Source organism: Hymenobacter yonginensis, from assembly GCF_027625995.1.
GTDB lineage: Bacteria > Bacteroidota > Bacteroidia > Cytophagales > Hymenobacteraceae > Hymenobacter > Hymenobacter yonginensis.
Genome location: NZ_CP115396.1, coordinates 343,780 through 363,403, shown reverse-complemented (window position 1 = coordinate 363,403; position 19,624 = coordinate 343,780). Strand labels below are relative to the sequence as shown.

At 62.0% G+C, this 19,624-nt stretch carries 13 protein-coding genes and 1 tRNA gene; 6 read left to right on the top strand and 8 right to left on the bottom strand.

The window, feature by feature from the left end; translation table 11 throughout:
- Nucleotides 1-33 precede the first annotated feature (33 nt).
- Nucleotides 34-519, top strand: coding sequence for an acyl-CoA-binding protein (locus O9Z63_RS01605; RefSeq protein WP_270127519.1), 486 nt, complete (start codon nucleotides 34-36; stop codon nucleotides 517-519).
- A 112-nt stretch (nucleotides 520-631) separates the two neighbouring features.
- A complete protein-coding gene (locus O9Z63_RS01600; RefSeq protein WP_270127518.1) occupies nucleotides 632-2,605 on the top strand; it encodes a peptidylprolyl isomerase in 1,974 nt (657 codons plus the stop codon).
- Nucleotides 2,606-2,691: 86 nt separating this feature from the next.
- Here the strand turns inward: O9Z63_RS01600 and O9Z63_RS01595 are convergent, their stop codons facing one another.
- Entirely contained in the window at nucleotides 2,692-3,030 is a 339-nt protein-coding gene (locus O9Z63_RS01595) for a cupin domain-containing protein (RefSeq protein WP_270127517.1), read from the bottom strand.
- Nucleotides 3,031-3,218: 188 nt separating this feature from the next.
- Between O9Z63_RS01595 and O9Z63_RS01590 the strand changes: the two genes are divergently transcribed.
- Both O9Z63_RS01590 and cysK read left to right on the top strand, forming a co-directional pair.
- Nucleotides 3,219-4,058, top strand: coding sequence for a serine O-acetyltransferase (locus tag O9Z63_RS01590; RefSeq protein WP_270127516.1), 840 nt, complete (start codon nucleotides 3,219-3,221; stop codon nucleotides 4,056-4,058).
- Between the two features lie 94 nt (nucleotides 4,059-4,152).
- A complete protein-coding gene (gene cysK, locus O9Z63_RS01585; protein ID WP_270127515.1) occupies nucleotides 4,153-5,073 on the top strand; it encodes a cysteine synthase A in 921 nt (306 codons plus the stop codon).
- Nucleotides 5,074-5,205: 132 nt separating this feature from the next.
- Here cysK and O9Z63_RS01580 read toward each other — a convergent pair.
- From O9Z63_RS01580 to O9Z63_RS01565, 4 genes are all read right to left on the bottom strand, one after another.
- Nucleotides 5,206-5,279: transfer RNA gene (locus tag O9Z63_RS01580), tRNA-Ala, on the bottom strand.
- A gap of 156 nt (nucleotides 5,280-5,435) precedes the next feature.
- Nucleotides 5,436-8,942 (bottom strand): TonB-dependent receptor, encoded by a 3,507-nt coding sequence (locus tag O9Z63_RS01575; protein ID WP_270127514.1) that lies wholly within the window; start codon nucleotides 8,940-8,942, stop codon nucleotides 5,436-5,438.
- A 219-nt stretch (nucleotides 8,943-9,161) separates the two neighbouring features.
- A complete protein-coding gene (locus O9Z63_RS01570) occupies nucleotides 9,162-12,353 on the bottom strand; it encodes a TonB-dependent receptor (RefSeq protein ID WP_270127513.1) in 3,192 nt (1,063 codons plus the stop codon).
- Nucleotides 12,354-12,500: 147 nt separating this feature from the next.
- Complete coding sequence (locus O9Z63_RS01565; RefSeq protein ID WP_270127512.1) at nucleotides 12,501-13,106, bottom strand: C40 family peptidase; 606 nt, start codon at nucleotides 13,104-13,106, stop codon at nucleotides 12,501-12,503.
- Nucleotides 13,107-13,211: 105 nt separating this feature from the next.
- Between O9Z63_RS01565 and O9Z63_RS01560 the strand changes: the two genes are divergently transcribed.
- A complete protein-coding gene (locus O9Z63_RS01560) occupies nucleotides 13,212-14,633 on the top strand; it encodes an FAD-binding oxidoreductase (protein ID WP_270127511.1) in 1,422 nt (473 codons plus the stop codon).
- Nucleotides 14,634-14,782: 149 nt separating this feature from the next.
- Here the strand turns inward: O9Z63_RS01560 and O9Z63_RS01555 are convergent, their stop codons facing one another.
- From O9Z63_RS01555 to O9Z63_RS01545, 3 genes are all read right to left on the bottom strand, one after another.
- Nucleotides 14,783-15,835: an MJ1255/VC2487 family glycosyltransferase gene (locus tag O9Z63_RS01555; RefSeq protein WP_270127510.1), complete on the bottom strand. Its 1,053-nt coding sequence runs from the start codon at nucleotides 15,833-15,835 to the stop codon at nucleotides 14,783-14,785.
- A gap of 360 nt (nucleotides 15,836-16,195) precedes the next feature.
- Nucleotides 16,196-17,761, bottom strand: coding sequence for a T9SS type A sorting domain-containing protein (locus O9Z63_RS01550; protein ID WP_270127509.1), 1,566 nt, complete (start codon nucleotides 17,759-17,761; stop codon nucleotides 16,196-16,198).
- Between the two features lie 45 nt (nucleotides 17,762-17,806).
- Complete coding sequence (locus O9Z63_RS01545) at nucleotides 17,807-18,334, bottom strand: redoxin domain-containing protein (protein ID WP_270127508.1); 528 nt, start codon at nucleotides 18,332-18,334, stop codon at nucleotides 17,807-17,809.
- A gap of 250 nt (nucleotides 18,335-18,584) precedes the next feature.
- Between O9Z63_RS01545 and O9Z63_RS01540 the strand changes: the two genes are divergently transcribed.
- A complete protein-coding gene (locus O9Z63_RS01540) occupies nucleotides 18,585-19,502 on the top strand; it encodes a hypothetical protein (RefSeq protein WP_270127507.1) in 918 nt (305 codons plus the stop codon).
- Nucleotides 19,503-19,624 lie beyond the last annotated feature (122 nt).

Genomic DNA, 19,624 nt, shown 5'->3' with positions numbered 1-19,624 from the left:
TGCCTAGTTTTCACCCTCAGCCCTCTTCCTGTTATGAACCTGCAAGAAAATATGGACCTCCAGAAGCAGTTTGAAGCCGCCGTAGCACGCGTAGATTCTCTGCCCGCCGACAAAGCCGCTGCTCACATGACAGACCTTTATGGCCTGTACAAGCAAGCCACCGAAGGCGACCATGACACCGAGAAGGATGTGGTAGGCGACGACTCCCCTTCAAATCCCAGCGGCCAGGAAGGCATGTCGCAGGCGCAGTGGGATTCGTGGAGCAAATTCAAAGGTGTGAGCGAAGCAGATGCCCGCCGCCAGTACATCCAGAAAGTAGATGAAATAGCCGGCCCCGTAGGCGAAAAAGCCAACGTTATTGTGGGCAGCGGCCAGCCCGCCACCGGCTCGCAAGTGAATAGCAACAGCCCGGCGGCCGAAGCCCAGCAGCAGGCCGGCGTATCGCAGGGCGGCCTGCGCGGCGACCTATCGGGCGGTGCCCCCTACGGCGGCGAAGACAAGCTGACCGAGCAGCAATAGACTGCTGCAACCTCGCTACCAGCGCCCGTTCTGCCCCGTGCAGAACGGGCGCTGGCTTTTTGGCGCGGGCGGCTACCTTGCAGGCCGGGATTTTGGCTATTTTCGGCCAGCCATGACCCACCCTCTCTCCTCGCGCTCCAGCCTGCTGCTGCTTAGCACCGCTTGCCTGCTCAATGCCTGTACGCCGGCCGTCCCCCGCCAGACTACAACAGTTGCCGCGCCGCCCAACCGTTTTGCCGACGCCACGCTCCGCCTGATCGGCACGGCCCAAGACGAGCGCAACACGGCCGCCCTCCTGCCCTATCTGACCAGCCCCGACGCCCGCTACCGCGAGGCAGCCGCCTTGGCGCTGGCGTCGGTGCAGGACAAGCAGGCCACCACCGCCCTGCTTCCCCTGCTGCAAGACCCAGACGCCGCCACCCGGCGCGCTTCGGCCTACGCCCTGGGCCAGACCGGCGACAGCACGGCCGCCGAGCCACTGGCGGTGCAGATTCCGACGGCGGGTAGCGCGGTGCAGCGCCGGTATTTATATGAGGCGCTGGGGCGCTGTGCCACCCGTAGCTCGCTGCGGCTGCTGTGGCGCAACGCAGCCCCGGCGGATACCAGCTTTTCTACCGGCCTGGCTTGGGGACTGATGCGGGCGGGCCTGCGCGGGCTGACGTCAGAGGCGGCGGTGGCGCGAGCCGTGGCGCTGCTGCAACCGCGGCAGCCGCTGGCGGCCCGGCAGGGTGCAGCTTTTGCCCTGGCCCGCACGCCCCGCCTCGACCTCACGCCCTACCAGGCAGCCCTTACGGCCGCCGTGGCAGACTCCGACCCGGTGGTGCGAGCGGCCGCCACCAGCGCGCTGGGCAAGGTAAAGAGCCCGACCATTGCTCCCACACTCATCGGGCTGGTGCGGCAGGATGCCGACTACCGGGTGCGGGTGAGTGCGCTGCGGGCCATGAACGCCACCACGTATGCCCCGGTGAAGGAAACCGCTTGGGATGCCCTGACGCAGCCCAACAGCCAGGTGGCCGTGACGGCCGCCGAGTTTTTTCTAGCCCACGCCAGCGGCGAGCCGGGCCGGCAGTTTCTGGAAAAAGCCACCCGCCTCACTGACTGGCGCGTGCGGGCTACCCTGCTGGCGGTGGCCCTAAAGCTGGGCGGGCCCGAGCAGGGTGCCATCCGCACGGCCATTCAGGAGCGGTACACGGCCGCCACTGACCCGTATGAGAAAGGCTACCTGCTGAAAGCGCTGGCTGAAGATCCGGCCGCCTACGCTTTTGTAGAGCAGGCGACGTTTGCCGCCAGCCAGCCGCTGGTGGTGGGCTCCTATGGTATGGAAGCCTTGGTAGCCATGCGCCGCCTGCCATCCTTCTCCGAAACACAGCACGGCGCGTTTGCCCTCACGCTGCGCCGGGCCCTGCGCGGCGGCGACGTAACCATCATGGGAACGGCTGCTGAGGCCCTGCGCGATCCGCAGCTGAACCTGCGCCGCCTGCTGCCCGATGCCGGCTTCGTGGTGGAAGCCCGCGACAAGCTGGTGCTGCCCCGCGACCTGGAAGCCTGGCAGTCGTTGCAGCAAACCATCGACTACCTGCAGAACCGGCCCGCTACGCCCGTGCCAGTGGCTAAAGCCGCTACGCATCCCATCGACTGGTCCGTGGTGCAGCGGATTCCGGCGCGGCAGCGGGTGCTGGTGCGCACCAGCCAGGGCGACATTACTATGCAGCTGCACGTGGAAGATGCGCCGGGCTCGGTGGCCAGCTTCGTACAGCTGATAGAGCAGGGTTTCTACGATGGCCGGACGTTTCACCGGGTGGTGCCCAACTTCGTGGCGCAGGGCGGCTGCCCCCGCGGCGACGGCTCCGGCAGCACCGACTACAACCTGCGCTCCGAGTTCGGCGACCTGCGCTACGGCGAAGGCGCCGTGGGGCTGGCCTCCGCCGGCAAAGACACCGAAAGCTGCCAGTGGTTTATCACCCACGGCCCCACTCCGCACCTGGATGGCCGCTACACCATCTTCGCCCAAGTAGTGCAGGGCCTAGAGGTGGTGCCCAAACTGGCCATCGGCGACAAAATCCTGAAGGTGGAGCTCATCCGCTGATCCGACGACACCTTCAGCAAAAAGCCCCCGCAACACCTGCAGTATCTGGCAGGCATTGTGGGGGATTTTTGCTATAAGACTGGCGGCTATTTGTCGCGGCCGTGCACCTGGGCGGGCGGCGCGGTGGCTTCCACGGCCGAGAAGGTTTCCAGAATCTTGTATGTGTGCGACGCGCCTTTGGCTACCACCCAGGAGTTGCCGGGCTCCAGCACGACCACCTGACCTTCGAGGTGCAGCTCAGCGCGGCCTTTCAGCACGTAGCCCACCGTTTCGTAGGGGCGGGTGGTGGGTTCCTTGGCGTCGCCGGGCTCTTCGTTTTCCCAGAGGCGCATCGAAACCTGTGCGCCGGAAGCCAAGTACTTTTCGCCCTCGGGGCCTTTGGGCGAGTGGGCGGAATCTACTTTGGTGATGGTGGTATCAGCCATACTACAGAAGCAAAAAGGAGAAATTGATAACATAAAGCCAACCAGTAGGCCAGCTAAGTTGGCAAACGCAGGTGCCGGCACGCTGGTTGTCAAGCGGGGCTAACTATAGCCAAAACCTTCCGGACCACACCCGGTTACCCTACCTTGCGGCCGCGGCACCTCGGGCGTCGCGGCTTACTCGTTTTTCTATGTCGTTTTCTTCTGACTCTCCTTTTGTCCGGACGCTGGCGCGGGCGCACCAGCAGGTGGCGGCAGCACTGCCGGGCGCGGCCTTCTGCCAGCTTACCGAGCAGCTGCTGCAGGTGCTGTTCCCGGAACGTGCCCCGCAGCCCCTGCGCCACCCCGATGCCGTAGCTGCCACCCTCACGCAGCTGCAGCATGATCTGGCTGCTTTGCTGTCCCACGTCACTCTACCCGACGCGCCGGCGGCAGTAGCGGCCGCCTGCATGGCCCGCCTGCCCGCCCTGCGCGACCTGCTGCTGCGCGACGCGGCCGCCATTCTGGCCGCCGACCCTGCCGCCCAGGGCCTCGACGAGGTCATTACCACGTATCCGGGTTTCTACGCCATTGCCCTGCACCGCATGGCCCACGCGCTGTACCAGCTGCAGGTGCCCCGGGTGCCACGCCTCATCAGCGAGTACGCCCACCAGCGCACCGGCATCGACATTCACCCGGGCGCCCGTATCGGCACTTCGTTCTGCATCGACCACGGTACGGGCATCGTTATTGGCGAAACGGCCGTTATCGGGGCGCACGTCAAGATTTTTCAGGGCGTCACGCTGGGGGCCCTGAGCGTCACCAAGGCGCTGCAAGGCATCAAGCGCCACCCCACCATCGAAGACCACTCGGTTATTTATGCCGGCGCTACTATTTTAGGCGGCAGCACCGTCATTGGCAGCCATAGCATCATCGGGGGCAATGTGTGGCTTACGGAGAGCGTACCGTCGCATTCGCGCGTATACCACCGGGCCCAGCTGCACGTCACGCGCACCGAAGACCCCACCGCCGACCTCATGTTTTCTATTTAAAAGGCTGCATGGTTGAATGGTTACCTTGTTGGCTGTTCAAAAACCGTCAGCACGACCAACCACTCAGCCATCTAGCCATTAAACCTTTCACCCCATGAAATTCAACTCCATTCTGGATACCATCGGGCGCACGCCGCTGCTGCGCCTCAACAAGCTTTTTGCCCACCGCCCCGACGTGGAAGTGTGGGTGAAGCTGGAGCGCGCCAATCCCGGCGGCAGCATCAAAGACCGGATTGCCCTGAGCATGATCGAGCAGGCTGAGCGCGACGGCATCCTCACGCCCGACTCGCTGATTGTGGAGCCTACGTCCGGCAACACCGGCGTCGGCTTGGCCATGGTAGCCGCCGTGAAAGGCTATAAAATCACGCTGGTGATGCCCGAGTCGATGTCGATTGAGCGCCGCCGCCTGATGGCCGCTTACGGCGCCAACCTGGAGCTGACGCCGCGTGAGAAAGGCATGAAGGGCGCCATCGAGAAGGCCCACGAGCTGGTGCGCGACACGCCCGGCGCCTGGATGCCCATGCAGTTCGACAACCCGGCCAACATCCGCGTGCACGTGGAAACCACGGCCCAGGAAATTCTGGAAGATGCCCCTGAGGGCTTCGACTACTACATTACCGGTGTGGGCACCGGCGGCCACCTCACCGGCGTGGCCGAGGTACTGAAGCCGAAATTCGCCAACCTGAAAGTGTTTGCCGTGGAGCCGGAAGCCTCGCCCGTTATCAGCGGCTGCGCGCCGGGCCCCCACCCCATCCAAGGCATCGGCGCGGGCTTCATCCCCGAAAACCTGCACACCGACGTGCTGGACGGCACCATCCAGATTTCGCAGCAGGAAGCCTTCGATATGGCCCGCCGCGCGGCCCGCGAGGAAGGCATCCTGGTCGGCGTATCGTCGGGAGCTTCCCTGGCTGCCGTGGCCAAGAAGCTCGACGAAGTGCCGCAGGGTGGCCGCATCCTCACCTTCTGCTACGATACCGGCGAGCGGTACCTATCGGTGGAAGGCCTGTTCGTGTAGTCGGGCGCGCTGCAATAAAGAAGCCTCTTCCTTTCGGGAGCGGCTTTTTTATTGGGCAGCAGGTACATCGTCTGGAACTGGCCGTAAAAACAAAAAGCCTGACCTTGCGGTCAGGCTTTTTTGAAACGGGAGTGGAGAATATCGGAGTCGAACCGATGACCTCTTGCATGCCATGCAAGCGCTCTAGCCAGCTGAGCTAATCCCCCGTTTGGTGTGTGCCATCCGCCGGTTGCGTTTGGTTTGACAAAAGTACGGCGCGAATCGGAATGTGCAAGAGGTAGGCTGAAAAAAAACGCTGTTTTTTGAAAATAAAAATGGGCTGGCGCTAGCGCCAGCCCATTTTTTCAACCTAAACCGTTGGCTTAGTTGAAGATATAGCGCACACCCACCTGGGCCTGCCAGCGCGAGCCCAGACCACCGGTTTCGTTGCGGAAAGTCTTGGTGAGCGGCACGCCCGGCGACACTACGGCTGGCGTAGTACCCGAAGCCGGCGTAACGATGCTCGGGTTGGTCAGGTACGGATACGTGAAGTTGGGGCGCCCCTGCTGGTCGTAGCCGGCGAAGGACAACGGGTTCGACACGTTGGCCGTCTGGAAGGTGCCCCAGTTACGGTTGAGCAAGTTGCCGAAGTTGAACACGTCCACGCTCAGCTGCAGGGTGTTCTTGTTTTCGCCGAGGTTGGTGAAGATATCCTGCAGCAACCGCACGTCGAGGCGGTTCTGCCAGGGGCGCACGGCGCCGTTGCGCTCGGCGTACTCACCGCGGCGCTTGCTCAGGTACTTGTCCTGCTCGATGTAGGCGTTCAGGTCGGTCCACTGCTGGGCAGCCGTGTAGGTGCCACCGCCCTGGTTAGCCGGGATGGCAATATCGCGGAGCACAATCTCGCTCTGGTTGCGTGGAATGTACATCAGGTCGTTGCCAGCGCCGCCCGAGCCGTCGCCGTTCATGTCGCCGGCATAAGTGTAGGAGAAGCGGCCGGCCGGAGCGGCCTCAAAGAACATGGAGATGGTGGTACCCAGGTGCTCCAGGTACTCGCGGCGGTACGACAGCGAGGCAATGACGCGGTGCTGCTGCAGGAAGTTGGAGTAGCTCAGCACGTTGTCGTTGGGGTCGCCGGCTACGGGCCGGTCGCGCCAGTTGGTCTGGGCGATGCTGCCGCCGTCGTTCACGGAGCGCGAATCGGTGTAGGTATAGGCGGCGCTGGCGTAGAGGCCATTGCTGAACGACTTCTGCAGATGGCCAGTGAGGGTGTAGGAATAGCCCTTGCTGGTGTTCTTCATCAGGATGGCGTCCGTGATGATGGGGTTAGCCGGCGACACACCGCCCTGGCCGTTGTAGATGCGGTTGTTCTGGATCAGGCCGCTGCCGGTGTACAGGCCGCTGGCGTTGGGCGTACCGAACGTGTAGAAAATCGGCCGGTTATCGGGGCCGTTGGCGCGGCCCACGGGGTTAGGCAGGTTCACGTTTTCGAAGTACACGGCATTCAGGTCACGCGTGTAGAGGGCTTCCAGCGTACCGATGATGCCACCGGGCAGCTCCTGGTCGATGGCCAGGTTGGAGCGCCATACCTGCGGGAACTTGAAGTCGCGGGCGGTTACGGCCAGGTTGTACTGGGTGTTGGGCGCCGCGCCGCTGGGGCGGTAGGCATCCACGTTCGGGTCGAAATAGTTGAGGGCCGTGGGCGCCGAAACCTGGGCACCGCTGCGGGAGAAAGAGCCAAACTGCACGCCGTTGTTGCCGGCTTGGTTGGACAGCCACACAAACGGAATACGGCCGGTGAAAATACCCGTACCGCCGCGCACCTGCGTTTTCTGGTCGTTGTTCACGTCCCAGTTGAAGCCGATACGGGGCGAGAGCAGCACTTTGCGGTCGGGCAGCTTGTCGGTTTCCAGCTTCACGCCGTTGCGGAACGTCAGGTTGGCCGCGTTTTCGTTGCGAGCAATTTCCGAGTAGATGATCGGCAGGTCGCCGCGGATGCCGGCCGTCACCTTCAGGTTGTCGAGCGGGCTCCACTCATCCTGCACGTAGAGGCCCAGCTGGGCTGCTTTCGTCACCGCAAAAGGGAACGAGCCATCGGGCAGGGCCGAGTACGAGAGATTGTAGCGCTGCGGGAAAGCCAGAGTGCCGGTGGTGTTGGCTACGGGCACGCCGGCGGCGTTGCGGGTGTAGCCCAGCGGAGCAGCCGTGGTGCGGGCCGCCGCGTAGAAGTCGTCGAGGCCGTTGAAGGTATAGGCGCCGTAGTAGTTAGGCGAGAAACCGTTGGTGAACTTGTAGAACTCGTTGTAGGTGCCCACCGTCACGTTGTGCTTACCTAGGAAGGCCGTGAAGTTGTCGCCGATCTGGTACACGTCGGAGTTGAGCACGTTGTTGGCCGTGAAGGGCTCGTAGCCAAACGAGGTGTAGTTGTTGGCGGCCGAAACGCCGCCGCCAGCCGCCGTGCGGGTGGTAGCCGTGCCAATGTCAACCAGCGGGAAGCTGCCGCCGCCCAGGCTCTCACGGAAGTCGCGGAAGGCCGAGTAGCCAGCCGTGAGGTTGTTGGCGAAGCGGGTGCTGAACGTGCTGTTCAGCTCGGCAATCACCGAGTTCAGGTTGTTGTTGATGACGTAGTACGACGACGCGAACGGCAGACCGAACTGCGATTGGGAGCGGCCAATGTTGGCGGGCCCGATGGCGCCCGAACCGCTCGGCGGCACGTCGCGGTACGACTTCAGGTAGTTGTACTTCACGCTGAAGCGGTGCTGGTCGCTGATGTTCCAGTCGATTTTGGCCGTGGCCTTGCGGCTGAAGGAGCGCAGGTCGTAGTTTTCGTAGGCGCCGGCATCGTAGCCGTAGTTGTCGCGGAGGAAGTTGCGCAGAATGTCCAGGTCGCGAACCGAAGCGGCCGACGTGGTGGAGTTGCTGCCGGGCGCAGGGGCACCGTCGCGGTTGGCAATGAAGTTGCCGGTCGGCGGGTCGATGCGCTTTTCCTGCTCGGCATTCACGAAGAAGAACAGCTTGTCCTTGATGATGGGGCCGCCGGCCCGGAAGCCGAAGTTCTTGAGGTTGAAGTTGGGGAAGTCGCGCTCGAAGTCGCCCACCTTGCTGCCCACGAAGTCCTGGTTGCGGTAGAAGCCGTAGAGCGAGCCGCTGAACTTGTTGGTGCCACTGCGCGTCACGGCGTTGATGCCAGCGCCCGTAAACGAGCCCTGGCGCACGTCGTAGGGCGCGATGCTCACCTGAATCTGGTCGATGGCGTCCAACGAAATCGGCTGGGCATTGGCCTGGCCGCCTACCGTAGGCGACAAGCCGAAGGAGTTGTTGAAGATGGCGCCGTCGATGGTGATGTTGTTGTAGCCGCCGTTGCGGCCGCCGAAACTCTGGCCGTTAGCCTGGGGCGTGAGGCGGGTGAAGTCGTCGAAGGAACGGCTGATGGTGGGCAGGCGCTCAATCTGCTCGCGCTGCACAGTGGTAGCAGCGCCCGTGCGGCCCGCGTTGATCACCGGATTCTCGCGGCCCGTTACCGTTACGCCGGCCAGCTCAGTGGTGGCTTCGCTCAGGTTGATGTCGAGGCGTAGGTTCTGGCCCAGCGTCAGGAAAATACCTTCCCGGTTGGCATCCTTGTAACCCACAAACGTGATGCGCAGCGTATAGGGGCCACCCACGCGCATGTTCTGGATGTTGTAGCGGCCCTCGGAGTTGGTGGGGGCTACGTACTGCGTGTTGGTAGGCGTGTGCACGGCAATGACGGTGGCACCGGGCAGGCCCGAGCCGCCCTTGTCCGTAATCACGCCGTTCATAGCCGATGAGGTAGTGCCCTGGCTCCAAGCTGCCGGTGCCGAAATCAGCAACAGCAGCAGCAATAAGAAGCTCTGGTAAAAGGTGCGTTTCATAAAAAGCAGTTGGTGAAAACTGTGCAAAATTACCCCATGGCCGCCGACGTTTCGCATTATTAAAATGTTATTAAACTAAATATAGCCAATAATACACATAACTGATTTTCAACAACTAAACCACAAACACCAGATTACGCTCTAGCAGATTAGAGGATAAAAAAAAGAGCGGCCGGAGAATATCTCCGGCCGCTCTTTGCGGTATTCTGTGCTAGACGCTTAGTTGAAGATGTAGCGTACGCCCAGCTGACCCTGCCAACGCGAAGCGAAGGGAGCAAAGTCGTAGCCGCGGTTGCCGTTGGCGGCAAACGTAGCGGGGAACGAGAAGGAAGGACGCACGTTGTTGGCACCCGTCGTTTCCGGACGCAGCAGCTCAACAGCGTTGTTGGGTACCGAGTACTGACGGCCCCAATCCTTGTTGAGCAGATTGCCTACATTCTGGATGTCGAAGCTCACCTGAATGGTATTCTTCTTGTCGCCGGCGGTGAAGTTGAAATCCTGCGCGATGCGGATATCCACCTGATGCGACCAAGGCGTGCGGGCGGCAAAGCGCTCAGCAATCTGGCCGCGGTGGTTGCGCAGGTACGGGTCGTTCTGGATGAAGGCTTCCAACTGCTCGCGGATCTGAGCTACCGTACGCGTATCGGTCGTGCCGCTGGTCACGATGTTGATTTCGTTGGCGTCGCGGGCATCACGAGGGATGTAGATCAGGTCGTTGGTGAAGGCGCCGTCGTTGTTCAGGTCGCGGCCACCCTGGCCGTATACGTAAGCAATCGGAGCACCTGCCAGGCCTTCGTAGATGGCCGAGATGTTGGTAGCCAGTTTGTCGCCAGCATACTTAAAGGTGTAGCCACCGGTCAGCAACACGCGGTGACGCTGGTCGTTGCGCGAGAAGCCCAGCTCCGGGTTGTTAGGATCGTACTGCACTTGGTTGAACTGCCAGTTGGAGAGAGCCGTGCTGCTAGCACCGCTGTTCACCTCTTTCGACATACCATAGGTATAAGCCGCCGACGTGTTCAGACCGTTCGTGAAGTTTTTCTGCAGCTGTACGGTACCGTTGTAGCGGTAGCCTTTGTTGGTGTTGTCGAGCAACAGAACGTTGGTATAGTTCGTGCCATTTACCTGGCGGGCCGTTGGATACGTCGGGCGCTGGTCAGGGCCAATCAGGCGGCCGGTTGGCGCCACCAGGTTGATGTTGCGGTAGTAGATGTCGTTGAGGGTCTTCGAGTAGATACCTTCCAGGGTAGCCACTACGTCGCCGGGCAGGCGGAAGTCAACGGCCAGGTTGGTACGCCATACCTGGGGCAGTTTGAAATCCTTCTCCAGTACGTTGATTTCCGAAGTCCGCACCGGCGAGTAAGGAGCCGTTGAGAAAACAGTTGGAATCTGCGTTGGGTCGGTTACTACGGGCGGGTAGGTGATGTTAGGAGCCGTGCCGATTGGGCGAGCATCCACTGCACCCTGGATCAGGCCGCTGTTGGTGAAGCTGTTGGAAATCCACACGAACGGTACACGACCGGTGAAGATACCCGTACCACCACGCACCTGAATCTGGGCGTCGTTGTTTACGTCCCAGTTGAAACCAGCGCGGGGAGCGAACAGCAACTGGCCGTTCGGCACATTGTCGGTGCGGATGTTAGGACCGAACTGGTCCGTTACACCTTGGTTGAAGCCAGGCTTGTCGAAGAAGAACGGCACATCCAGACGAGCACCCAGCGTCAGACGCAGGTTTTCAGCGGGTGAGTACTGATCCTGCAGATATACACCGAACTGCATAGCGCTGAACTTGGCTTCGCCGTTATCGGCGCGGGCGTAGGCAGCCTGCAGGCGGTTTACGCGGGGCGTAGCAGCCGTGAAGTCAGCCAGCGTGTTGAACTGGTAGTAGCCCACCCCGTTGTTGATGAACAGGTTGCGAAACTTGAAGAACTCGTTGTGCGTGCCCAGCGTGAAGGTGTGCTTGCCAACGGCGCGGGTTACGTTGTCGGTGAGTTCGAGGATATCTTGGTCAAGCTCGTTGAAACCCGAGCTACGCTCCGTACCGAAAGTATAGCGGTTGCCTGCTTCAGTAATTTCGAAGGTCGGGAACAGTGAGCCGGGTACGTCACGGGTGTCGCGGATACGCGAGTAACTGAGCAGCAACTTGTTGGAAGTAGCGCCGAAACGGCTGTTGAGTTCCGCTACCGTGCTGTTCGTTACGTTGTTGAATTTGTAGGCATTGCTACCAAAACGCATTTGCGTCGACGAACGAGTGATGTTGTCGTCGAAGGCATCAATGAAGTTGTGGCGTACCGTAAGCTGGTGGTTGTCGGAAAGGTTGAAGTCCAGACGACCGAAGATTTTGGTGCTTTCCGTGCGGCGCGTGAGGTTACCGAAGTCGCCCACGTTATAGCCGTAGCGCTCAGCAGCAGTAGCAGCAATGGTGTTGATAACGTTCAGGTCGATGCGCGAATCGGAAGCACCGGGCACGAAGCCCAGGGGCTCGTTGCGGCGGCTGATTTCAGCGTTGGCAAAGAAGAACACCTTGTCGCGCACGATGGCGCCACCTACGCGGGCACCAGTCTGGTAGTTGTAGAAGTCGGCCGCTTTGGTGCGGGGCTCCGTGATGCTTTTGCCTACGATGCGCTGGTTGCGGCCGAAGCCGTAGATCGAAGCCGAAATGTCGTTGGTACCGGAACGCGTTACAGCGTTTACGCCACCGCCGGTGAAGTTACCCAGCGTTACGTCATAAGGCGCAACTACTACCTGGATTTCCTGTACAGCGTCCAGCGAGATTGGCTGCGTGCCCGACTGGCCACCGGGCGTACCCGTAGGAGCCAGACCGAATACGTCGTTGTTCACGGCGCCGTCGATGGTGATGTTGTTGTAGCGGTTGTTGGAGCCACCGATAGAGCTGCTACCGCCACCGTTCGACTGCGGCGACACGCGCACGAAGTCCTGCAGGCTGCGGTTCAGCGTGGGCAGACGCTGGATCTGCTCGCGCGAAATGGTGGTTTCAGCACCCGTGCGGCCTGCGCTGATTACGCGGTCCTGGGTACCGGTCACCGTTACGCCGGCCAGTTCAGTGGTGGCTTCGCTCAGGTTGATGTCGAGACGCAGGTTCTGGCCCAGCGTCAGGAAGATACCTTCCCGGTTTGCATCCTTGTAGCCCACGAACGTGATGCGAACCGAATACGGCCCACCCACGCGCATGTTCTGGATGTTGTAGCGGCCCTCGGAGTTAGTAGGCGCTACGTACTGCGTGTTGGTAGGCGTGTGCACGGCAATAACCGTAGCGCCGGGCAAGCCCGAGCCTTCTTTGTCCGTGATAACCCCGTTCATGGCGGAGGTAGTGGCACCCTGGCTCCAACCAGTGCGTGCCGACAGCAGCGTCAGCAACAGCACCAGAAGATGGAGTAAACGTTGGTGTTTCATAAAAGGGGGTATTGGTGAGAAAAGAGGGGAGCTTCTTAAATCCGGCGCAAAAGTACGGTTATAACCACCAAAATCCCATTGTAGAATTGTTATGATTCGTAACCCGGGAAAAAGTTCGTTCTGCTACACAAAGGTAGTTGGGAATTTCTACAATACGGGCCGTACTGCTTTGATGTAGCGGCTTAAGTAGTAGTCGGTTTCCAGACTGTTTTCCACAACTCCTGACGAACTGGATGCGTGAATAAATTGCACGCCTTCCGGCGTGGCTTCCGTCACCAGACCCACGTGCGTGATGGTGCTGCTGCCCGGCGAGGCTCCGAAAAATACCAAATCCCCGGCCTTAAGATCCTGCGGCCTCACGGGGGTACCCCAGATGGCCTGCTCGTTGCTGGAACGCGGAATGGCCACATCAATGGCGGCAAAGGCATTGTAGAGCAGGCCCGAGCAGTCCATGCCCAGGCGCGAGGTGCCGCCGTACTTATAAGGAGTGCCCTGAAAAGAGCGGGCCGTTTCGATGACCGTGACGATGGCGCGGCTGGCATTGGCCGGCGTGCTGCGGTGCTTGGTCACGATTTTGGCTTTGCCGGAAGGCGTGGTAGCCTTGGACTTGGATTTGGCCATCGGCCGGCCGCCACGGCGGCGTTCCTCGGCCTTGATGCGGGCCATGTCGCGGGCCGAGTGGTAGCGGCCGTTGCGGTAGTTTACTTTCTTGGGGGCGCTGCAGCCGGCCAGCCAGCCTACCAGCGCCATCATCAACAGTGGCCACCAAACGCGTCTGTGCGTCGTATACTGTACCTTCGTTCCAGGGTCCCGCATTGGGTCAAAGATAGGCAAAACAGCCATTTGGCGTTTCTATATATGGATTTCAACTCCCTCACCCCCGAGCTGCTCGTCGCCTTCGAGGCCATCGTGGGCCCGCAGCACGTGCTCACGGCCCAGCGCGCCGAAGCTGCCGCCACCGCCGACACCTACGCCGACTACGGCCGCGACCATACCGAGGACCTGCACTTCGCCCCCGACGTGGTGCTGCGCCCCGCTAACGCCGAAGAAATCAGTCAGATTGTGCGCCTCTGCCACCAGCACCGGATTCCGGTGACGCCGCGCGGCGCCGGCACGGGCCTGAGCGGGGGCGCGCTGCCCATCCACCACGGCGTGGTGCTGAGCACCGAGCGCCTCAACCAGATCATCCAGATTGATGAGCGCAACCTGCAGGCGACCGTGGAGCCGGGCGTGGTGAATGAGGCGTTTCAGCAAGCGGTGCAAGCCGTGGGGCTGTTCTATCCGCCCGACCCGGCCAGCAAGGGCAGCTGCTTTCTGGGCGGCAACCTGGCCCACAGCAGCGGCGGCCCCAAAGCCGTAAAATACGGCACCACCCGCGACTACGTGCTGAACCTGCAGGTGGTGCTGCCCACCGGCGACATCATCTGGACTGCTGCCAACACGCTCAAAAATTCCACCGGCTACAACCTCACCCAGCTCATGGTGGGCTCGGAAGGCACGCTGGGCATCATCACCAAAGTGGTGTTCCGCCTCCTCCCCTACCCCAAGCACAACATTCTGATGCTAGTGCCTTTCCGGCAGGTGACGCAGGCGGCCGAGGCCGTATCGGCGGTGTTCCGGGCGGGCATCATCCCGTCGGGTATGGAGTTTATGGAGCGCGAGGCCATTGCCTGGTCGTCGGAGTACCTGAAGATTCCGCTCACGCTGCCCGACGACATTGCGGCCCATCTGCTCATCGAGCTGGACGGGCAGGACCTGGACGAGCTCTATAAGGAGGCCGAGCAGGTATATGGTGTGCTGGAAAACTACGACGTAGACGAAATTCTGCTGGCCGACAACGCCACCCAGAAAGACGAGCTCTGGCGCATCCGGCGCAACATCGGCAACTCGGTGCGTTACAACTCGGTGTATAAGGAGGAAGACACGGTAGTGCCCCGCGCTGAACTGCCCACGCTGCTGAGTGGCGTCAAGGAAATTGGGGCGCGCTACGGCTTCAAGAGCGTCTGCTACGGCCACGCCGGCGACGGCAACCTGCACGTCAACATCATCCGCGGCGACCTGGATGACGAAATGTGGAACGTGGGTCTGCGCCAGCCTATCACCGAAATCTTCGAGCTGTGCGTGAAGCTGGGCGGCACCATCTCCGGCGAGCATGGCATCGGGCTGGTGCAGAAAGGCTACATCGGCATTGCCCTGCCCGACACCAACCTGGAGCTGATGCGCGGCATCAAGCGCGTGTTCGACCCCCACGGCATTCTGAACCCGGGCAAAATCTTCTAATCACGGATTTTTCCGGATTGGGCGGATTCATCGGATTTTGTGGACGATTACTTGTACCGCGAAGTTCCACTTCGCGAAACGCTGGGGCCGTTGGGGTTACTCACAAACGGTGCAGGCGCTTCGCGAAGTGGAACTTCGCGGTACGGCTTTTATAGCGCGTTCAGTGCTTCGTCCAGCTGTCGGAACAGTTCCTGGTTGCCGTCCTGCTTGTAGGCGCTCAGGGCTGTTTCGAAGCCGGACAGGTCGTAGAGAAACGCTTTCAGGTTGTCGGGAGTCAGGGTTTCGAAGTGGCGGCCGTAGCCTAGCTTTTGTACCTGGGCGGCGTTGAGGAACTGCTCGAACTGTGCGGGGATGGGCACGGCGCAGATGGGCTTGTGCAGGTACACCGCTTCGCTGATCAGTGAAAAGCCGCCGTTGGTGACGACGGCGCGGGCCGAGGCCAGGTCTTCGATGAAGCCCTGCTCGCTGAAGGCCTTGAGCTGCACGTTGCCGTGGTGCTCCTCTTTGTTGAAGCCGTACACTCGAAACTCCTGCCCCGGCAGCGCCTGCAGCAGCGGAACCAGCCCCTGCTGCGTGGTGGCCGACTGGTACACCAGCACGTGTGAGCCAGTCGTGGGGCGCGCCGCCAGAATCTCTGGCCGGATGATAGGCGGCACCAGCGTGGTGGCCGGCCGCACCACCGGCAGCGGGAAAAACGTACTGACAAAGTAATGGTGGCTGCGCGGCAGCTTGGCCCGCACAATCCCGCGGGCGACTTCAAAGTTGCCCCTCTCTTCAGCCGGCACCGCCACATCCAGCCGTGCCCGACTGATAATCTGCATATTGTCGATGCTGATGACCGGCAGTTGCTTCCAGCGGGCAAACAGGTAGCTGAACGACTCGAAGTCGGAAATCACGCAGTCAAACTGTTCGGCGCCGGGCAGGTTGCGGTAGCGGCGGAAGTTGGTGAGCAGGCTCTCGGGGGCGGTGCGTAGAGTGAGGGCGGCGGTGCGGGCTTTGCTCACCACCACATCCTTATAGGCCAGATGAAAGCCCCGGATTTCGTGCACTCGGCCCGGAAACGTGCGCGCCAGCAGCTGGTACGCCCGGCTGCTGCTCACCACGCTCACCTCGTGCCCCTGCGCCAGCAGATGCGCAATTATCACCTTGCTGCGGGTGGCGTGGCCCATTCCCTCGCCGGGCACTCCGTATAGTATGTTCATCGGGTAGTCAGTAAATGCGGGCTAAAAATGAAGAATTAACGCCTGACCCTGCGCCAACGGCACGCTTTTGCCCCATAAATCGGGTCGGCGGCGCATCAGCCTACATGCAAAACGCTCTGCCAGTCGGCAGAGCGTTTTGCATTTCAGACAAACTGAATAGTAACAACTTGTAAAAACAAGCTACTCACATTGAGGACAGTGAAAACTAAAGCTAGTTCCCCTCCTTGGAGAGGGGCTAGGGGTGGTTGATGGCCGAAAGAACAGTTTTAAAACTAGCTCTAGTACCGTTCTGACGCAAGGTCAACCACCCCTAACCCCTCCTTTCCAAGGAGGGGAAATAGCTCGCTAGCCCCAGTTGAGCTACTTCAGCAGCACCAGCTTCTGGGTCTGGGTGAAATCAGGCGTCTGCAGCTTCACCAGGTACAGGCCGGCGGCCAGGCCGGTGGTGGGCAGCTCCAGCGTGTGGGTGCCGCCGGCGTAGCGCTGGCCCTGGGCCGGCTGGCGCACCACGCGGCCCTGCGCATCGGTCAGCAGCACCGTCACGGCCGTGGCTTCGGGCAAGCTGAAGCCGATAGTCACCGCGACGGCTGCGGCCGGATTGGGGTACACCGGATACAGCCGCGCCTCGGGCCGACGCAGCAGCTCCTGCGCCGACTGGTTGCTGAGCACGATGTTCTCGTCGCCGGGGCGGTAGGGCACCACGTCGAGGTAGGCCAGCAGCATTTCGGCCGTGGTTTGTTCGCCCCACTGCACGGTCTGGGGCGGCGAGAACGGGTTGCGGGGGTTGTTGGCGGTGTTGTCGTAGGTGGCGTCGGCCATGAGGCGCGAGCCGGCCGGGATTTTCAGCAGGCGCGGGAAGCGGTAGGCGCCCTGCCAGTTGAAGTCCCAGTCGTTGATCTTGATGATGCGGATGGTGTCGCCGGAAGGCTTCACGGCCCAAATGCGCCACTTCTTGCCTAGCAAATGCGCGTGGGGCAGCACGCTCACCAGGCTCACATCCACGGGCACCTGCAGCTCGGCGTGGAAAGTTTTCACCTGCCCGGCCGGGATGACGAATGGCCCGTTGGTGAGGTTAAGCGGCGACAACGGAAACGTCTGGACGTAGCGCTGCACCGGCTGGCGGCTGAAAAACACGTTCACCACCGACGAGTCGGTTTGAGTGAGGGCCGTGGGGCCGTAGTGCACCTGCACCAGGATGCTGGCGTTGCGGGGCAGCTTTTTGCCCAGCCCGTTGGGGAAATAGCGGGCCGTGGCGCCCGGCACCCAGCCGGCCCAGTTCTCCTCAGTAGCCGAAAAGCCGAAGCCCCCGAAGCGCGTGTAGCCGTAGCCGGGGTCCTGCGCATCCAGGGCCTGGGCCCGCTGCGTGGTGTCCATCCCGATGATGGCGTGGTGGGTGATGCGCTTGTTGCCGGCCCGGAACTCCACAGCCGCCACGTCGCGGCCGGCGGGCAGGCGGGTGGGCAGCACAAACACCCGGTACAAATCCTGCAGGTTGCCTTGGTGGGTGAACTTCTGGGCCATCGGCACCACCAGGTCGGGCGTACCCAGCTGTGAGCCGGCCGGGAACGTGGGCAGCGCCGGCTCCAGGGCCGGGTTGCCGCGGGCCATGCCGCCATCCACCCACTCCCGGATTTTCTGGATTTCCGAGTCGGTGAGCGTGTTTTCGTCGAGGAAGTGCGAGTAGTTGGGGTCTGCTTTCCAGGGCGGCATGTACCGGATGCCGGTCACGAACTTGATGGTAGGCGCGTGGCTGACCACGTCCTGGTAGCTGGCCAGCGGAAACGGCGCCACCTCGCCGGTGCGGTGGCAGGACGTGCAGTGCTGGTAGATGATGGGCGCAATATGCTCGCTGAACGTGAGCTGAGGCTGCTGGGCCAGCGCCGGGCCGGCGAGCAGCAGCAGCGCAAGGCGTACAAGGTGTTTCATCGGGACGGGTAGGATTTCAGATAGGCACAAGTTTCAAAATCAGGTTCAGCGGCTGCCCAAGGCCGTAGCCACAAAGCAGCCCACGGCCTCGGTGCGCGGTACCGGCACCGGCTGGCGGGCTACAATGGCGGCCAGCGCGTCGCGCAGCTCGTGGTGCTGCACCACGGTGCGGCGCTGGCCCAGACTGGCGTAGGCATCATCAATACGGCCCTGGTAGAGCACGGTGGCGTCGTCGGGGGCCAGCACCACCACTTCGGGCGTGATACGGGCGCCCAGGCGGCGCGTGAACTGCTGGCCGGCATCGAGGCGCAGCGGAAACGGCAGCGGGTACTGCTTCTGGAACAGCAATACATCGGCCGGGCGCATCTGCGGGGCCGGAAACACGCCCACAAACCGCACGCCGCGCGGCGCATAGGTTGTGTGCAGAGCCCGCAGCGTGGGTGTAGCGTTCTGGCTGATGGGGCAGGTGTCGGCCAGAAACACGTAGACCGTGGCCACCGGCGAAGGCGACCCGCCGGCCCGCAGCACCGGTGGCAGCAACAGCAGCAGAAGGATGAGTAGGAGTCGGGGCATAGGCGGCAGGCCGAAAGGCGGCATCAAATTAACTGAGGCTCAACCTGCCAATGGGTTTAACCGGCAGTGCTTTCGTCAGGGAAGATACCACGGGCTGCGCGTTTTCGTTCCGGCTGCGGGCGGGCGGCGCCCGGCTTATTTTGGCGGAAGGCAGGCAGAGCACCCCGCATGTTCCTAACTTTCGGCCCGGTTTTGGCCGTTGCGCCGCCGCTTCTCTCCCTTTCTGCTCTTTGCCTCTCTCCGCCCGCGTATGAACCGCTCCGTCTTTTCCCGTCCTGCCCTGGCCCTGGCGGCCGCCACGTCGCTGCTGGCCGGCGCCTGCTCGGCCCCGCGCAACATCGTCAGCACCGGCAAGGTGACGCCGCGCGGCGAGTTCCGGGGCGGCGGCAACGTGTCGTTCAACATTGCCTCCGAAACCATCAGCCAGACCGGCGCCACACTGAAATCGGCCGCCGAAGCCGTTGGCAACAAAGACACCGTCGGCTACTCCCGCACCATCGACAACCTGCAGCTGGCGGCCCTGGCCTACACCCTCGACCCGCTGCGCGCCTCCCCCGACCTCTACCTGCGCTATGGCATCTACGACCGGTTCGACGTGGGCTACAAGTACGCGTTCGGCTCACACGTCTTCGACGCCATGTACCAGTTTATGGGCCCCACCGGCACGCCCGAGCGGCCCCAGGGCGCGGCCGGTGCCACCTACGGCAGCATCGGACTGCAGTTTGCCACCCAGCGCGCCAAGCTCCCAAGCATCCCCTACCTGAGTACCATCTCCGACGCCCTGGGCTTCAGCGCCTCGCGCAAAGACCTGATTGTGCCGCTGGTCGTCAGCCATTCCTTCGGGCCGGAAGAGGAAATCGGGGCGTTTTCCTACGGGCTGGTGTACTCGCGCTCCTTTCTGCGCTACGGGTTCGAAAACCAGAAAGTGTATACGCCGGGCGGCAAGGTACCCAGCCTGCCCGAGCAGCGCGTGAGCTACAATTCGTTCGGGGCCTTTGCCAGCGCCAAAGTGGGATACCGCTACGTGTACTTTTTGCCGTCGGTGGGCGTGTACTACCAGAACTACGGCACCTACCGGTTGCTCAACAACGCCACTGGCAAGCTCAGCGGCTTCACATTCGTGCCCAGCGTGGGCGTGCAGTTCCGCGTGCCCAACAGCCGCCGGTAGCGGCAACGTGGCCCATGCAAACGGCCCGGTAGTTTGTAGCTACCGGGCCGTTTGCATGAGCCGTGAACGATGTAGAGACGCAATATTTTGCGTCTCGTCGTTGCTGATGTTGTTTGAACCGC

What these genes read in the sequence shown, in the direction of transcription:
- O9Z63_RS01605 (WP_270127519.1), top strand. Translation starts at nt 34, where the DNA reads ATGAACCTGCAAGAAAATATGGACCTCCAGAAGCAGTTTGAAGCCGCC.
- O9Z63_RS01600 (WP_270127518.1), top strand. Translation starts at nt 632, where the DNA reads ATGACCCACCCTCTCTCCTCGCGCTCCAGCCTGCTGCTGCTTAGCACC.
- O9Z63_RS01595 (WP_270127517.1), bottom strand. Translation starts at nt 3,030, where the DNA reads ATGGCTGATACCACCATCACCAAAGTAGATTCCGCCCACTCGCCCAAA.
- O9Z63_RS01590 (WP_270127516.1), top strand. Translation starts at nt 3,219, where the DNA reads ATGTCGTTTTCTTCTGACTCTCCTTTTGTCCGGACGCTGGCGCGGGCG.
- cysK (WP_270127515.1), top strand. Translation starts at nt 4,153, where the DNA reads ATGAAATTCAACTCCATTCTGGATACCATCGGGCGCACGCCGCTGCTG.
- O9Z63_RS01575 (WP_270127514.1), bottom strand. Translation starts at nt 8,942, where the DNA reads ATGAAACGCACCTTTTACCAGAGCTTCTTATTGCTGCTGCTGTTGCTG.
- O9Z63_RS01570 (WP_270127513.1), bottom strand. Translation starts at nt 12,353, where the DNA reads ATGAAACACCAACGTTTACTCCATCTTCTGGTGCTGTTGCTGACGCTG.
- O9Z63_RS01565 (WP_270127512.1), bottom strand. Translation starts at nt 13,106, where the DNA reads ATGATGGCGCTGGTAGGCTGGCTGGCCGGCTGCAGCGCCCCCAAGAAA.
- O9Z63_RS01560 (WP_270127511.1), top strand. Translation starts at nt 13,212, where the DNA reads ATGGATTTCAACTCCCTCACCCCCGAGCTGCTCGTCGCCTTCGAGGCC.
- O9Z63_RS01555 (WP_270127510.1), bottom strand. Translation starts at nt 15,835, where the DNA reads ATGAACATACTATACGGAGTGCCCGGCGAGGGAATGGGCCACGCCACC.
- O9Z63_RS01550 (WP_270127509.1), bottom strand. Translation starts at nt 17,761, where the DNA reads ATGAAACACCTTGTACGCCTTGCGCTGCTGCTGCTCGCCGGCCCGGCG.
- O9Z63_RS01545 (WP_270127508.1), bottom strand. Translation starts at nt 18,334, where the DNA reads ATGCCCCGACTCCTACTCATCCTTCTGCTGCTGTTGCTGCCACCGGTG.
- O9Z63_RS01540 (WP_270127507.1), top strand. Translation starts at nt 18,585, where the DNA reads ATGAACCGCTCCGTCTTTTCCCGTCCTGCCCTGGCCCTGGCGGCCGCC.